Source organism: Aliivibrio sp. SR45-2, from assembly GCF_963890165.1.
In the GTDB taxonomy this organism is placed as follows: domain Bacteria; phylum Pseudomonadota; class Gammaproteobacteria; order Enterobacterales; family Vibrionaceae; genus Aliivibrio; species Aliivibrio salmonicida.
Genome location: NZ_CAWPRC010000161.1, coordinates 79,022 through 94,498, shown reverse-complemented (window position 1 = coordinate 94,498; position 15,477 = coordinate 79,022). Strand labels below are relative to the sequence as shown.

13 protein-coding genes, 2 tRNA genes and 1 riboswitch are annotated in these 15,477 nt (G+C 37.7%); of the genes, 11 read left to right on the top strand and 4 right to left on the bottom strand.

Going from position 1 to position 15,477, the window contains the following annotated elements; translation table 11 throughout:
• Nucleotides 1–54: 54 nt before the first annotated feature.
• On the bottom strand, nt 55–555 hold the full coding sequence (locus AACV33_RS12720; protein WP_182699311.1) for a type II secretion system protein: 501 nt from the start codon (nt 553–555) through the stop codon (nt 55–57).
• A gap of 101 nt (nt 556–656) precedes the next feature.
• On the opposite strand from AACV33_RS12720, the gene AACV33_RS12715 reads away from it, so the two are divergent.
• The gene (locus AACV33_RS12715; protein ID WP_023603548.1) at nt 657–1,271 is read left to right on the top strand and encodes an SEC-C metal-binding domain-containing protein; all 615 of its coding nucleotides are present in this window, start codon (nt 657–659) and stop codon (nt 1,269–1,271) included.
• A gap of 89 nt (nt 1,272–1,360) precedes the next feature.
• On the opposite strand, the gene dsbB is transcribed toward AACV33_RS12715, so the two are convergent.
• Together dsbB and nhaB are read right to left on the bottom strand one after the other, a co-directional pair.
• On the bottom strand, nt 1,361–1,876 hold the full coding sequence (dsbB, locus tag AACV33_RS12710; RefSeq protein ID WP_017022831.1) for a disulfide bond formation protein DsbB: 516 nt from the start codon (nt 1,874–1,876) through the stop codon (nt 1,361–1,363).
• Nucleotides 1,877–1,950: 74 nt separating this feature from the next.
• Nucleotides 1,951–3,546, bottom strand: coding sequence for a Na(+)/H(+) antiporter NhaB (gene nhaB / locus AACV33_RS12705; RefSeq protein ID WP_017022832.1), 1,596 nt, complete (start codon nt 3,544–3,546; stop codon nt 1,951–1,953).
• Between the two features lie 448 nt (nt 3,547–3,994).
• Between nhaB and fadR the strand changes: the two genes are divergently transcribed.
• Together fadR and AACV33_RS12695 are read left to right on the top strand one after the other, a co-directional pair.
• On the top strand, nt 3,995–4,837 hold the full coding sequence (gene fadR / locus AACV33_RS12700; RefSeq protein ID WP_017022833.1) for a fatty acid metabolism transcriptional regulator FadR: 843 nt from the start codon (nt 3,995–3,997) through the stop codon (nt 4,835–4,837).
• Nucleotides 4,838–5,109: 272 nt separating this feature from the next.
• Nucleotides 5,110–5,862 (top strand): MipA/OmpV family protein, encoded by a 753-nt coding sequence (locus tag AACV33_RS12695; protein WP_182699310.1) that lies wholly within the window; start codon nt 5,110–5,112, stop codon nt 5,860–5,862.
• 80 nt (nt 5,863–5,942) lie between these two features.
• Here the strand turns inward: AACV33_RS12695 and AACV33_RS12690 are convergent, their stop codons facing one another.
• A complete protein-coding gene (locus tag AACV33_RS12690; RefSeq protein WP_017022835.1) occupies nt 5,943–6,347 on the bottom strand; it encodes an H-NS family histone-like protein in 405 nt (134 codons plus the stop codon).
• 241 nt (nt 6,348–6,588) lie between these two features.
• Nucleotides 6,589–6,772: riboswitch (Lysine riboswitch) on the top strand.
• Nucleotides 6,773–6,856: 84 nt separating this feature from the next.
• Between AACV33_RS12690 and AACV33_RS12685 the strand changes: the two genes are divergently transcribed.
• The 8 genes from AACV33_RS12685 to AACV33_RS12650 all read left to right on the top strand — a co-directional run bounded on the left by AACV33_RS12685 (nt 6,857) and on the right by AACV33_RS12650 (nt 15,429).
• Nucleotides 6,857–8,443 (top strand): Na+/H+ antiporter NhaC family protein, encoded by a 1,587-nt coding sequence (locus AACV33_RS12685; protein ID WP_017022836.1) that lies wholly within the window; start codon nt 6,857–6,859, stop codon nt 8,441–8,443.
• Between the two features lie 111 nt (nt 8,444–8,554).
• Nucleotides 8,555–9,331: a nucleotidyltransferase domain-containing protein gene (locus AACV33_RS12680; protein WP_012550669.1), complete on the top strand. Its 777-nt coding sequence runs from the start codon at nt 8,555–8,557 to the stop codon at nt 9,329–9,331.
• Nucleotides 9,332–9,334: 3 nt separating this feature from the next.
• Nucleotides 9,335–11,704, top strand: coding sequence for a DNA polymerase II (locus AACV33_RS12675; protein WP_182699309.1), 2,370 nt, complete (start codon nt 9,335–9,337; stop codon nt 11,702–11,704).
• Between the two features lie 185 nt (nt 11,705–11,889).
• A complete protein-coding gene (uvrY, locus tag AACV33_RS12670) occupies nt 11,890–12,534 on the top strand; it encodes a UvrY/SirA/GacA family response regulator transcription factor (protein WP_012550667.1) in 645 nt (214 codons plus the stop codon).
• The gene (gene uvrC / locus AACV33_RS12665; RefSeq protein ID WP_182699308.1) at nt 12,534–14,360 is read left to right on the top strand and encodes an excinuclease ABC subunit UvrC; all 1,827 of its coding nucleotides are present in this window, start codon (nt 12,534–12,536) and stop codon (nt 14,358–14,360) included. The genes uvrY and uvrC overlap by 1 nt, the downstream gene beginning before the upstream one ends.
• A gap of 44 nt (nt 14,361–14,404) precedes the next feature.
• Nucleotides 14,405–14,959 carry a CDP-diacylglycerol--glycerol-3-phosphate 3-phosphatidyltransferase gene (gene pgsA / locus AACV33_RS12660; protein ID WP_017022839.1) on the top strand — a complete coding sequence of 185 codons (555 nt, stop codon included), beginning with the start codon at nt 14,405–14,407 and terminating at the stop codon, nt 14,957–14,959.
• A 317-nt stretch (nt 14,960–15,276) separates the two neighbouring features.
• Nucleotides 15,277–15,350: transfer RNA gene (locus tag AACV33_RS12655), tRNA-Cys, on the top strand.
• 3 nt (nt 15,351–15,353) lie between these two features.
• Nucleotides 15,354–15,429, top strand: a tRNA-Gly gene (locus AACV33_RS12650).
• Nucleotides 15,430–15,477: the final 48 nt, after the last annotated feature.

Here is a 15,477-nt window from a genome sequence, read left to right as displayed (position 1 = left end):
TCCCACCTCTTTTATTGGAGGTGGGATTGTAGGGGGAAAGGGGCTAGATGTCACTTATTTTGGGAAATCAATAGTAACGTTACGGTTTGACGGGTCGTAATGTATTGTGGTTATCTCTTGATTATTATCCAAATAGGAGTAATAGCATCTAGCATCACCAGTATAATGATAAATAATATCTCCAACGTTAGCATTGGACTTATCCGCTTCAGCAATTAATGTTATATCGGTGTCTATCAAAGATTCAAAGATAACCTTACAGCCTTCACCATAGACGTTGCCATCATCTTTATCACTTACAGGGTAACCCGCGGCATTAGCATAAAGCTTTCCATTTGCATATCCAGTAACTAGATCAGGTTCGCCTTCCACTAGCCATTGGGTGTGATAAAGATCAAGGGCGGTATTAAAAGACCCATAAACACCCTGCATTAATGATTTATGAGCATCAGTTTGTAAGTTCAAAAATTTAGGCGCAGCGGTGACCGCTAGAATACCTAAAATAACGATAACAACGATCAGTTCAATTAAGGTAAATCCTTGATTATTTTTCATAGATTTCTCAGCAGCAAAAAATTAATAATAACGGCACTTAGGCTCTAATAATTATTTGCGCTATACTACGCCGAAAACTTAATTTCGGAAGTGAATAAATAATGAAATATCAATTAATTGCGTTAGATGGCGTTGATTTGAACTGTTCTGGCCTTTTTCTTGAAGGTGCAGTGCTTGCCGCTAATATGGCAACGAAGCCATTAGCACCAGAAGCGTGGTTAGGTGATCTTGTTGGTGCAGATAATGCACTTGAAATGGAAAAACAAATCTCTCAGCACATTGAACACCAATATACGTTACTTAAACGTAATGAATATGAAATTACCGAATTAGTTAATTTTGATGATTTAGATGCCGTCACTGATTTCGCAGAAGGCTTCATGACAGTATGGCCAATGGTTGAAGAATTATGGTCAGATCTTAACGTCGCTGATGGTACGATGCGCATGCTGTCCGCGTTATTAACGACAATGATGCTGGCTGTTGATGAAGAAGAAACGCACCGCCAAATGGCTGAAGCGGGTATTGATACACCGCCAACATTAGCTCAAATGCTTCCTCAGTTAGACATGATGATTTTAGAAGTGGCAATGGCTGCGGATGAATATCAAATTGGCTATAAAGGACAGAAAGTGAATCCTTACAAAAATGTGGGCCGTAATGATACTTGTCCATGTGAGAGCGGTAAGAAGTTCAAGAAATGCTGTGGTAAATAGGTAGATTTCTATTTTCTGATTTAAATAAAAAAGCCATCTGGTAATTATTACCCGATGGCTTTTTTGTTATTCGCAATATAAATAGTTAATTATGCGCTTTTCTTATTGAAGAACTGAGCGATAACAATAATAGCGAGAGCAACTAAATTACCGGCAAAGATAATAACCAACCATTGTGGCATGGTAAGTGTTAAAAATTGCCAAACGATTTTGCTGCAGTCACCATAAGCTTCAAACATCCAAGGTGCCCATTTATTTAATGGTGCCCATGATGGGAACGTGACAAATAAATCACACGTTGAGAATGGTGAAGGGTTTAATTGAAAATCAACATGTTGCATAGCAAGTTTTAAGCCCCAGCCAGCACTTATCCCCCAAGCAATAAGACCACACCATCTGAAAATAATGTTATTAGGGTTTAAGAGTCCAATAATGGCAGCACCAGCAATACCCATCATGGCCACTCGTTCGTAAATGCACATGACGCATGGTGGTAGTTTTATGATGTGTTGGAAGGTCAGTGCACAAGCTTCAAAAAAGATAATGAAGATAAGCAAAATAAGCCAAGAGAGGCGAATGCGTGAAAAATGGTTAAGGGCTTGCATTAATATTCCTTAGTAAAAAGAAAGGCTCCGTATAAACAGAGCCTTTTAGTCAATCAAAAGTGGCTATGCCATTATTAATGACCACTAGAAACGGCATTAGTTGCAGCTTCTATCGTTCCGTGTGTGATCCAACCGAAATCGTAGAACATTGTTGTCATTGGTTCAAGTAAGAACGAGATACCAAATAAACCAACTAATGCCAAAACGATGGTATATGGCAGAGCCATCCAAACCATACGACCATAAGATAATTGAATTAATGGTGCGAGTGCTGAAGTTAATAAGAACAAGAAGGCTGCTTGACCGTTTGGTGTGGCAACAGAAGGTAAGTTAGTACCTGTATTGATTGCAACGGCTAATAAGTCAAATTGGTCTCGTGTAATAACACCATCAAGTAATGCGGTTTTAACTTCATTAATATAAACGGTACCAACAAATACGTTGTCAGAGACCATCGAAAGAATACCATTTGCCACATAGAATAGAGCAAGTTGAGAGCTCTTATCTTCAACAGCTAATACCGCATCTATAATTGGTTTGAATAGTTCTTGATCTATAATCACCGCGACAATGGCAAAAAAGACCGCAAGTAATGCAGTGAAAGGCAATGCCTCTTCAAATGCCTTACCCATAGCATGCTCTTCAATGACACCAGTAAAAGCAGTTGCAAGAATGATGACAGATAAACCAATGAGGCCAACGGCTGCAAGGTGCATTGCTAAGGCAACAATTAACCATACGGCAATCACGCCTTGAATAATCAATTTTGCGTTGTCGATATTCGTACGATTTTTACGTTCTTCTGATTCGTATTCTTCTAGAATATTACGAACATTTTCAGGAAGTTTTGCACCGTAACCACAAATACCTAATTTTTCTACAACAACACACGTTAACAAACCGCAAATAAATACAGGGGCGGTCACAGGTAACATACGGATGATGAACTCACCAAACATCCAGTTTGCTTGATCCGCAATAATTAAATTTTGCGGTTCACCCACCATGGTCATTACGCCACCAAGCGCAGTACCAACACCAGCATGCATTAATAGGCTACGTAAAAATGCTCGGTAGTTTTCTAAATCGTCACGACTTAATTCATCCGTTACATTCGAATCACAAGTATGATCATGGCTAGGTGTACCACCTTGACCTGAGGCGACTCGATGATAAATAGCATAAAAGCCAACAGCAACACTGATAACAACGGCAATAACGGTTAATGCATCAAGAAATGCAGATAAGAATGCCGCGGTAAAACAGAAAGCCACTGATAAGGCTGTTTTTGATTTTATGCCAATAAGTATTTTTGTAAAAATGAACAGCAGCAACTGTTTCATAAAGTAAATACCAGCAACCATAAACACAAGCAGTAAGAGAACTTCAATATTCGCTACTAATTCGTGTTTTACTTGTTCGGCACTTGTCATACCTATAGCGATTGCTTGAATAGCAAGCAAACCACCAGGTTGAAGAGGGTAGCATTTTAAAGCCATTGCAAGAGTGAAAATGAATTCCACAACGAGCAACCAACCTGCAGCGAATGGGTCAACAAAAAAGAAAACCAGCGGGTTGATGATTAGAAACGAAATTATTGCGATTTTATACCAGTCGGGGGCTTTACCAAGAAAGTTTTTGATAAATGCATTCCCTAGCGAAATAGACATGTGATGCTCTCTACAATTGTTACTCTAATTCCATAAAAATAAGGTTAAGTAAGGAGTTGATAATAATCGCCTAACGTATTGTTTTTAGTAAAGATAAACAACTATTTAGTAAAGCAACAAGTAATAAATTACTGCCTTGCCAAATAACTACCTATAATTATCTTAACCTTATACCAAACGCCTGAACTCTACTCTTTATTGCTAATTAGTCAATATTATAGGGGTGGGATAATGTGCAAAATGTGCCTTTGCTCGGTTTTATAAAGAAAACTAAAGAAATGTATAAAAAAAAGTCATCTTCTACTTGATTCTTCTAGGGAGATATAGGCTTAAAAGTGAGAAGGTTAAGGCCTTAATTTGGTTTCAAATTAAGAAATAGTTAAGAATTTGTTTAAGTGGTGGTATGATGAGTTTAGTTATTTTAATAAAAAATGGATCGTAAACTTGTATGGTTATTAAGGCTAAAAGTCCTGCCGGATTTGCTGAAAAATACATTATAGAAAGCATTTGGAATGGTCGATTTCCTCCAGGTTCAATCTTACCAGCAGAACGTGAATTATCTGAATTAATCGGGGTTACAAGAACAACGCTTCGAGAAGTATTACAACGCCTTTCTCGTGATGGTTGGTTAACGATTCAACATGGTAAACCAACAAAAGTTAATGATTATATGGAGACGTCGGGTCTTCATATTTTAGATACATTAATGACATTAGTGGATGCAAATAATGCGACTTCAATTGTTGAAGACTTATTGGCAGCAAGAACTAATATTAGTTGTATCTTTATGAGACAAGCATTTAAGACCAATAAAGAAGGATCTCTTCGCACATTAGACCGAGTAATTGAGTCTTGTGAGCAGTTAATTGCAGCAGAAAGCTGGGATAAATTTATTGAAGAATCTCCATTTGGGGCAAAACTTAAAGCTGAAATAAAAGAAGATAATGAAAAAGATCCAATAAAGCGCCAAGAGTTGTTAATTGCAAAAACCTTTAATTATTATGATTATATGTTATTTCAAGGTATTGCATTTAAATCAGGCAACCAAATATATGGACTGATCTTTAATGGTCTCAAAAAGCTTTATGCTCGTGTTGGTAGTTATTATTTCTCAAGCGATGAAGCAAGAGAATTAGCATTACAGTTTTATCGAGACTTAAAACAGATTTGTGAAGAAGAAAGAAAAGATGCTGTAATGCCGAGAATGCGTCAGTATGGCATTGAAGGCAATCTTATCTGGAATGAAATGAAAAAGAATTTACCAAGTAATTTTAGAGAAGATGATAGTTAATTTCATCTAAAAATACATAAAAAGCAGGCTAATATAGCCTGCTTTTTTTTGTTCTAAATTTATAAAAGTAGTTATATTCTGTATTTGTTGTCATTTAATTGCGTTATCTAATGGTTGATAGTGTTGGTTCTATGTTTTTATTTGGAATTTAATTCTGTATGCGTTAACAATATCTTAAAAACTATCAAAAAGTATCCAGTACTGTATAGTGCGTAGGTATAAATAATAGAGTTGATATAATCATCGATAGTTAAACGTATAAAGGGTATGCAGTGAATAAATTAGTCAGTGGTTTCATTCTAGGAGCAGTATTGCTCGTAACCAATAGTGTAAATGCAAAAATATCTCAATGGTCTATTGGTGCTGCAGCAGCATATTCCCCCTCTTTTTATAAAGAAACACCATCAAATACAACGGTAATACCAATGATTGGTTATGAGGGAGAGCATATATTTTTGCGTGGATTCAGTGGTGGTTATCGTTTATATCCTATTGGCTCACCTCAAAATATTATCTTTCGTTTTGTATATGATCCTCGAACATTTCAACCAGAAGATTCTAAAAATACAGAGATGCAGCAATTAGATGAACGAAAAAGTACGGTGCTAGGTGGGGTTAGCTATCAAATGATTACTCATATAGGGATCATTGAGTTCACCGGAGGAACTGATGTTGGTAGAGCGCATAATGGATTATATGCAGAAGCAGCATGGCGTTTACCGATTAGAGGCAAAGGATGGGCCGTAACCCCATCTTTTGGTTATTCATATAATAGTCAACGGTTAAACAATCACCTTTATGGGGTATCAGCTGAAGAAGCCCAGAGAAGCGGTATTGAAGAGTTTGATGCTGATTGGGATGGCCAATTTTTTATTGGATTATCGACTTATTTCCACGTAACCTCAAATATAAGAGTGACGGGGGGCTTACGATATGTGAATCTTGAAGGGAATTTAGAGCAAAGTCCGATGATAGAGCACACAACCAGCTCTACGGGTAATGTTGGTATAGCATACGTATTCTAAATAATAGATATTTAGAATAAAAAAAAGCCATTCATTTGAATGGCTTTTTTATCGAAATCACATTGTTCTATAAGAACAATTTAGATAGCGAACTCTTCTAATGATTTACCAGAATCAAGGTGTACTTGAAGTGCTGATGGAGTACGGCCTTGGCCTGTCCATGTTTTTTCTTCGCCAGCGTGGTCTAAGAATTTGTACTTAGCTGGACGTGGAGCACGTTTCTGCTTTGTTTTAACTGTAGTAGAAGACATTGTGTCTAGTAGATCTTCAGGAGCGATACCGCTCTCAATCATCATTTGACGGAATTCTTCAAGCTTCGCTTGTTTTTCAGCAAGTAGAGCGCGATCTTCAGCTTCTGTTTCTTGACGCTCAGCAACAACTGCTTGAAGCTTTTCAAGTGCTTCTTCTAGTTGCTCTAATGTCATTTCACGAGATAACGCGCGTAGGCTACGTAGGTTCAGTAATGTTTTAATAGTATCAGACATGTTTGATTCCATATTAATTTGATAATGTAATTTTTATATAACCATTAAATAATATATCAAACTATGGGATAAGGAAATAATTAATTATTAATGATAATAATATTAAAAGTGATCTTTCTCTGTTGTGAGATAATTAAATGTTAATTTTAAAGTATCTCATTCTATCGAGGGGTGGTTTTTAATGTTAAAATTCTCAGAATAGTATTGCAAAGTTGTATTCAATCCGTACAATAACTCCACCTAAACGGGTAGAGGCGCATTGCCTAAAAGTAAATTGTTCGAGGTTGATAACCGATGACTGCAATTGAAAGGAGTCAATGCCGAAGTTAGTACTGTTATCAAACAGGTTAGCTGGGGTTATTTCGAAAAGGAATAACACTGCCATAGTCAATTTTATTTTTTAACTATGGAGCGCTACTGTGGGGGAATGGTTTTATTACATTCACTTCCTTATAACGGTATATACCGTATCTACAGTAGATCTCCAACCAAACTGGTTGTTGTAGATCATGAATTTAGCCGATTTTTCCAATTCTCCAATTTCAATATTGCCCCCATTAGTTGCACTGGGTTTAGCTATCATTACGCGTCGAGTTTTATTATCTCTCGGTGTGGGTATCGTTCTAGGCGCTATCTTATTATCAAGTTATTCAATTTCTGGCACAAGCGCGTATGTCTTTAATTCAGTTAAAGGCGTATTTATTGCTGACGGAGCAATAAATAGCTGGAATATGAGTATTGTTGCTTTTTTAATCTTATTAGGAATGACAACAGCACTTCTAACCCTATCAGGCGGAACACGCGCTTTTGCTGAATGGGCACAAACACGTATTAAAAGTAAACGTGGAGCAAAATTATTGGCAGCTTGCTTAGGTGTGTTTATTTTTGTTGATGATTATTTTAATAGCTTAGCCGTTGGTTCAATATCCCGCCCTGTAACTGACCGTTTTTATGTATCACGTGCTAAATTAGCTTATATTTTAGATTCAACAGCCGCTCCTATGTGTGTACTAATGCCAGCGTCTAGCTGGGGTGCATACATTATTACTATTATTGGTGGTATTTTAGTTTCTCATGGAGTGACTGAATATTCAGCACTGGGCGCTTATGTTCGTCTCATTCCTATGAACTTCTATGCGGTATTTGCATTATTAATGGTATTTGCCGTTGTTTGGTTCCAATTAGATATTGGTCCTATGCGAGATCATGAAAATGAAGCTAATCGTGGTAATGGCTTTGATGATCAAGCGGTTGATAAAGAATCGAAAGATTTAAATGAAGAGCTAAACATCACAGAAAGTGATACTGGTAAAGTTTCTGATTTAATCTTTCCAATTATCGTACTAATTGTCGCGACTATTTTCTTCATGGTTTATACCGGTGCTCAAGCGTTAATCGCTGATGGTAAAGAATTCAATATTCTGGGTACCTTTGAGAATACCGATGTTGGAACCTCATTATGTTACGGTGCTTTACTTGGTTTAGCGTCTGCATTAATTACGGTTTTCCGCCAAGATATAGAAATGAAAGACATCGCAATCACAATGTGGATTGGTGCTAAGTCAATGTTTGGCGCAATACTCATTCTATTCTTTGCGTGGACAATTGGTTCTGTTATCGGTGATATGCAAACCGGTTCATATTTGTCTAGCTTAGCTCAAGGCAGTATTGGTATTCATTGGATCCCAGTTATTTTGTTCTTATTGTCAGGTTTGATGGCATTTAGTACAGGTACGTCATGGGGCACATTTGGCATTATGCTTCCTATCGCAGGAGACATGGCTGGTGCAACAGATATCGCACTCATTTTACCAATGCTAGGTGCTGTGTTAGCTGGCTCTGTGTTTGGTGATCACTGTTCCCCTATCTCTGATACAACAATCTTGTCTTCAACAGGGGCTCGTTGTTGCCATATAGACCATGTATCGACACAATTACCTTATGCGTTATCTATTGCTGGTGTTTCAGCGGTTGGTTATATAGCACTTGGCTTTACTAACTCTGTATGGATGTCATTTTTAGCATCAACCGTTGCCTTTGTTCTTGTTTGTGGCGCAATGATGGTAATTTCAAAGAAGGGTCGCGTAACCGCTTAATCCTCTCTTTTTTTAACTCTTAAAAAACCGGCTTTGATTGCCGGTTTTTTATTGCTATTTTTCTGTTTAATCGCGATCATGGCGCTTCATATATGCTTTTAGGAGTTCTTTGTGTCTCGTTATAGTTTGCCCCTCATCGATAAAAACTCCCCATTTCAAGCTGTATTTGAACCGGCAATTAAAGACTTGATGGTGCATGTTCGTTCTGCTGCTCCTAAGTCAATCCACAGTATTTATTTATATGGTAGCGTGGCAAGACGAGAGGCGATTCCGGGCCGTTCAAATTTAGATGTTACTTTAATTACCACCGTTCCTTTAACAAACAAAGAACAAACATTAATCAATACAATTAAGGTTCGTTTTCAGTCTAAATATCCACAAATTACCGGGGTTACCTTTAACATCGGTACTGCATCAGAAGTTCTGCAATTAGAATCTATATTCAGTTGGGGATTTTGGTTACGTCACTGTTGTGTTTGTATTTTTGGTGATGATCTTTCTACTCGTTTTGGTGATTTTGAACCGAGCTGGGAAATTGCTAAAAACATGAATATGGACATTGAAGAATGGTTACAAGTGTACATAAAAAAAATCACCGCTAGCCAAGATATTAATACTCAAGTTCAATTACAGAAAACCATAGCAAAGAAATTATTAAGAAGTTGTTACTCTCTTATTATGCATAAAGATAAAGGCTGGTATGATCATCCTATTTTATGTGCACGCAAATTTCTAGAATATTACCCTGAAAAGCAGACAGAAATAGAACGCGTTGTTTTATTATTAAAAGGCCGAAAAGTACCTAAGCGCTCAGTTCTTGTTTTATTAAAAGAATTTGGAGATTGGGTTGTGAGCGAATTTAATAACATAGAAAGAAGAATAGGTTAACGATTGAACTCTCCTCAATGCGGCTTTTTATTAACTCGTCAGAATAAAGACATCAGAGACCATTCCCTCGTCGATTTATGGGTTAAATGTGATGACCATATAGCACATTTATTAATTGAAAATGAATTGGCTGTTATTTTCTTTTTGAAAGAACGACAAGTTGAATATGAGTCAATATTAACGAACGCACATATTCATTATTCAATTAAATCGACCTCTTTACATACTTTTCAGCATCAACCTGTTTTTGGTTTGTATTTTACGAGTACTCAGCAAAAACGAGTAGCAACAGCTCTATTTGAAGAGCATCAACTGCCGACTTTTGAAGGTGATATTCGTTTAGCCGATCGTTATTTAATGGAACGTTTTATTTGTGGAGGAATGGCTTTTGTTGGTACTCCGCGACAAAGAAAAGGATACGTTGAATATCGAGATGTAAAAATTAAATCCGCAGAAATGACACCTGAATTCAGTGTGGTTTCATTAGATGTAGAGTGTTCAGAAAAAGGTATTTTATATTCTGTAGCGCTGCACTGTGAGCGTGATACTCGTATCATTATGGTAGGGCCAGAAGAGACGAGTGACTTACCGATAGAATGGGTTGAGAATGAAAAAGCATTGCTTCTTGCTCTAGAGTCTTGGTTTCAAACGTTTGACCCCGATATTATTATCGGGTGGAATGTCATTAACTTTGATTTTAATTTACTAATTAAAAGAGCCAAATGGCACAACCTTGCCTTTCGATTAGGTCGAGGAAATTCTTCTCTTTATTTTCGAGAATCAAATAAAAATCGGCAACAAGGTTTTTTATCTTTTCCCGGTCGGGTGGTTTTGGATGGCATTGATGCGTTAAAAACGGCGACATATCATTTTTCGAGTTGGTCTTTAGAGTCGGTATCTCAAGAATTATTAAATGAAGGGAAATCGATACATGATCCGAGTGATCGGATGGGGGAGATAAACCGTATGTACCGTGAAGATAAATGCGCATTAGCAAAATATAATCTTCAAGATTGCGTGCTAGTTACTCGTATTTTTGAATTAACACATTTATTAGCGTTTGTTATTGAAAGAACGAAATTGACCGGTATCGAACTCGATCGTGTTGGTGGTTCGGTTGCCGCTTTCACTAATTTATATTTACCTCGATTGCATAGAGCAGGGTACATTGCTCCGAATTTAGAAAGTGAGAATTGGATTGCAAGCCCTGGTGGTTATGTTATGAACTCTAAACCGGGTCTATATGAATCGGTGTTGGTCCTTGATTTTAAATCGCTTTATCCTTCTATTATTAAAACCTTTCGTATTGACCCGTTGGGGCTAGTTGAAGGCTTAAAATTAGAATCGGGGATCGAAGATGGGCAGGCTATCGAAGGATTTAGAGGTGGTCGTTTTCATAGAACAAAACATTTTTTACCTAATTTGATCGAAACCTTATGGTCAGCGAGAGATGTCGCGAAGAAAAATAATGAAAAGGCGTTTTCTCAAGCAATTAAAATCATAATGAATTCTTTTTATGGGGTGTTAGGATCATCTGGGTGCCGATTTTTTGACCATCGTTTAGCGTCTTCAATTACGATGCGTGGGCATGAAATAATGAAAACAACCAGAGAGCTTATAGAATCTCAAGGGTATGAAGTGATCTATGGCGATACCGATTCCACCTTTGTTACTTTGGGGGAATCTATGCCATCGGATGAAGCGGATAAAATAGGCAAACAGTTAGTTGATCATATTAATCAATGGTGGACCGCGCATTTAGAGTCTGAATACGCAATAGACTCTGCTTTAGAAATCGAATATGAAACGCATTATCGTATCTTTTTAATGCCGACTATTCGCGGTTCTGAAATGGGATCGAAAAAACGCTACGCAGGGTTGATTAGAAAAGGCGATAAAGAAGAGATCATTTTTAAAGGGTTAGAAACGGTGAGAACCGATTGGACCCCTCTCTCCCAAGAGTTTCAAAAGGTACTCTTTGATAAAGTATTTCATCAACAAGCTGTGGAAGAGTACGTACGTGAATATGTTGATAAAACAAAATCGGGCGAATTTGATAGTAAGTTAATTTATCGTAAGCGCTTACGTAGACAGTTAGATGAATATCAAAAGAATGTTCCACCGCATGTGAAGGCGGCAAGAATAGCGGATACACAGAATCAAAAATTAGGAAAACCACTCTTGTATCAACAAGGGGGGTGGATTGAATACATAATAACGACAGCGGGTCCTGAACCCATTGAATATCGCCAAAATCCGATTGATTATGATCATTATGTTGAGAAACAATTAAAGCCAATTGCTGAGGGCATACTTCCTTTTGTTAATTTAAGTTTTACTGAATTATCGGCCTCTCAATTAGGTCTATTCTAACGATTAGTTTTGTTATATATTGAGTAATACATCTAAAAAACTTAGTAAAGTCAATAGGCTTTTAATAGCAAAAATTTGCGTCCTAACGCATAATCAATGCGCGCATTACTTTTTATTTAAGGTAAAATAGGACATTGAGATAAGCCTCAGCCGAGGTGGCTGTAGATTAATTCGGAGTGTCAGTTGTGATTAAAGTATTCCTTGTAGATGATCATGAGCTGGTTCGCACAGGGATTCGACGTATTCTTGAAGACGTCCGTGGAATTAAAGTAGTAGGGGAAGCTGACAGCGGTGAAGATGCCGTTAAATGGTGTCGAACAGAGCAGGCTGATATTGTTCTGATGGATATGAACATGCCTGGTATTGGTGGCTTAGAAGCCACGAAAAAGATTTTACGATTTAACCCAGATATGAAAGTTATAGTATTAACTATTCATACTGAGAATCCATTCCCAACTAAGGTGATGCAAGCGGGAGCTGCAGGCTATCTAACCAAAGGTGCGGGACCGGATGAAATGGTGAATGCTATTCGTATGGTACAAAGTGGTCAGCGTTACTTATCACCAGAAATTGCTCAACAAATGGCGTTAAGTCAATTTACGCCTGATTCTGAAAATCCTTTTAAAGAACTTTCAGAGCGTGAGCTACAGATAATGATCATGATTACTAAAGGCGAAAAAGTGACGGATATTTCCGAACAACTTAATTTAAGCCCTAAAACTGTGAATAGTTATCGTTATCGATTATTTAGTAAATTAGACATTAGTGGAGATGTTGAATTAACGCATTTAGCTATTCGTCATGGCATATTAGATGCTGAGACGCTGTAGTGCCTCCTTTTGATTCAAAAGCTTTTCTACTATCTGTTACCCATCAGCCCGGCGTTTATCGAATGTATAACGCCGAAGCTGAGGTTATTTACGTCGGTAAAGCAAAGGATTTAAAAAAGCGATTATCGAGCTATTTTCGCAATAATATCCCTTCAGAAAAAACCAAAGCCTTGGTCACACATATTGCACAAATTGATGTTACGGTCACTCATACAGAAACTGAAGCATTAATTCTTGAGCATAATTATATTAAGCAATATTTACCTAAATATAATGTGCTGCTGCGTGATGATAAATCTTATCCTTACATTTTCATTTCGAATCATAAGCATCCAAGGATCTCCATTCATCGTGGTACGAAACGAAAAAAAGGAGAATATTTTGGACCTTATCCTGATTCAGGAGCGGTTAGAGATTCCCTTCATCTAATTCAAAAACTATTCCCTATTCGTCAATGTGAAGATTCAGTGTATGCAAATCGTCATAGACCTTGTTTAATGCATCAAATTGGTCGCTGTTTAGCGCCATGCGTAAAAGGCATTATTAGTGATGAAGATTATGCCGAGCAAACTGAATTTATTCGATTGTTTTTGCAAGGGAAAGACCGACAAGTTATTCAATCTCTAGTTGAACAAATGGAAGGGGCGAGTCAGGCTCTTAATTTTGAAAAAGCAGCGACAATTCGTGATCAAATTCAATCAATGAGACGTGTACAAGAACAGCAATATGTTTCGGATGAAAGTAGTGACGATCTTGATGTATTAGGTTTTGCTATTGAAAATGGACTCGCTTGTATTCACTTGTTAATGATCCGACATGGAAAGATTTTAGGCAGCCGTAGTTTTTTTCCTAAAATTCCAGCTAAAACTGAGAAAGAGGAAGTATTTTCTAGTTTTCTCACTCAATATTATTTAAACCACAGTCAAGGGCGCACTATTCCCAATCGAGTGATTACCAGTTTTGAATTTGAGAGTGAAGGGCTAGAGCAGGCATTAACGGAACTGTCTGGCCGTAAAGTGTTATTTCAATTAAACCCTAAAGGAATGAAAGGTCGCTATCTAAAACTCGCGGATACGAATGCATTGTCGGCCTTAACGAGTAAGGCGAACCATAAGCTTACGGTTTATCAGCGATTTAAACAGTTAGAAGACGCGCTTTCTTTAGCATCTATCCAACGTATGGAATGTTTTGATATCAGCCATACGATGGGAGAGAAAACCGTCGCGTCATGCGTTGTATTTAATCAAGAAGGGCCAGTAAAATCGGAATATCGTCGATACAATATTACCGGTATTACTGGGGGGGATGATTACGCGGCGATGGCTCAAGTTTTAGAACGTCGTTACAGTAAGCAATTGGATATTGATAAAATCCCTGATATTGTGTTTATTGACGGAGGGAAAGGGCAATTGAACAGAGCTTACGACGTTATTCGTCAGCATTGGGGAGATTGGCCAAAAAGACCGTTATTACTTGGGATTGCAAAAGGAGTGACAAGAAAGCATGGGCTAGAGACTCTGGTGAAAATTACAGGAGAAGAGTTTTCGATGCCAAGTGATTCGCCTGCATTGCATTTAATACAACATATTCGTGATGAGAGTCATAATCATGCGATTAGCGGGCACCGTGCTCAGCGCGCTAAAGTAAGAAAAACCAGTACATTGCAACACATTGAAGGTGTCGGTCCTAAGCGGAGACAAGCATTATTACAATATTTAGGTGGTCTACAAGAATTAAAAAAGGCAAGTGTTGAAGAAATAAGCAAAGTGCCAGGTATTAGCCGCTCTTTAGCAGAAAAAATACAGGATGCGTTGAAACAAGGGTAAAAAAAGCGCACCATAGACCCGCGGACCAAAACTAAAGAATTATTATGCGATTAACGATACCAAATATACTCACGTTTATCCGACTTGCACTTATTCCAGTGTTTGTTGTTGTTTTCTATTTACCTTATGAATGGTCTGCAGTTGCTGCTGCGATGGTTTTTTGGGTAGCAGGCTTTACTGATTGGTTGGATGGGTTACTAGCAAGAAAGCTAGGACAAACCTCTCGATTTGGTGCCTTTTTAGATCCTGTCGCAGATAAAGTAATGGTTGCTGCGGCCTTAATTTTAATTACCGAACATTATCATAGTATTTGGATAACAATTCCTGCGATTACCATGATAGGGCGTGAACTGATTATTTCTGCTTTAAGAGAATGGATGGCAGAAATAGGTAAACGTGCAAGTGTTGCTGTTTCTTGGGTTGGAAAAGTTAAAACCGTTTCTCAAATGTTCGCATTGTGGGTTTTAATTTGGCGTTATGATGATTGGATGGTGTGGGTTGGTTATGTTGCACTTTATGTAGCCACCATTCTAACGTACTGGTCAATGATGCAATATCTCGCTGCAGCGAAAGATGATCTACTTAATGCTGATGATTAGTCAGTGATTGAGATGAAGAAGCGAACTTAGGTTCGCTTTTTTTGTATTTATAACAAAATAAAGTATAGAGTTCTGATATTGCTGCTTTTTATTCTTAGTTTTTAGTTTGTTTTATTCTTACTTTCTACAGTTATCTTATCTTAATTTGTTTGAATACTGCATTTTTAGTGTGTTTTATATTCATTTTGATCGCATTTTATTCAAACGGAACAAAAATAGAAAAATAGTGTTGACTACAGATGCTGAATCAGTAGAATGCATCCCGTACCCAAGAGGAAGGCAACTAAGTAATTGGTTAAGTCTTTGAGGGCTGGAATGGCGTGTTGGCAGAGTGGCTATGCAGCGGATTGCAAATCCGTGGAGCTCGGTTCGACTCCGGGACGCGCCTCCATTTGCGACACTAGCTCAGCTGGTAGAGCGCAACCTTGCCAAGGTTGAGGTCACGAGTTCGAGCCTCGTGTGTCGCTCCAAATTTTGTAACAACAGTCAAGTAACATTGGCGGACTGTTGAAGATGGT

Bases quoted from the DNA above. Each gene is read 5' to 3' on its own strand.
- AACV33_RS12720 (WP_182699311.1), bottom strand. From the start codon at position 555: ATGAAAAATAATCAAGGATTTACCTTAATTGAACTGATCGTTGTTATC.
- AACV33_RS12715 (WP_023603548.1), top strand. From the start codon at position 657: ATGAAATATCAATTAATTGCGTTAGATGGCGTTGATTTGAACTGTTCT.
- dsbB (WP_017022831.1), bottom strand. From the start codon at position 1,876: ATGCAAGCCCTTAACCATTTTTCACGCATTCGCCTCTCTTGGCTTATT.
- nhaB (WP_017022832.1), bottom strand. From the start codon at position 3,546: ATGTCTATTTCGCTAGGGAATGCATTTATCAAAAACTTTCTTGGTAAA.
- fadR (WP_017022833.1), top strand. From the start codon at position 3,995: ATGGTTATTAAGGCTAAAAGTCCTGCCGGATTTGCTGAAAAATACATT.
- AACV33_RS12690 (WP_017022835.1), bottom strand. From the start codon at position 6,347: ATGTCTGATACTATTAAAACATTACTGAACCTACGTAGCCTACGCGCG.
- AACV33_RS12685 (WP_017022836.1), top strand. From the start codon at position 6,857: ATGAATTTAGCCGATTTTTCCAATTCTCCAATTTCAATATTGCCCCCA.
- pgsA (WP_017022839.1), top strand. From the start codon at position 14,405: ATGCGATTAACGATACCAAATATACTCACGTTTATCCGACTTGCACTT.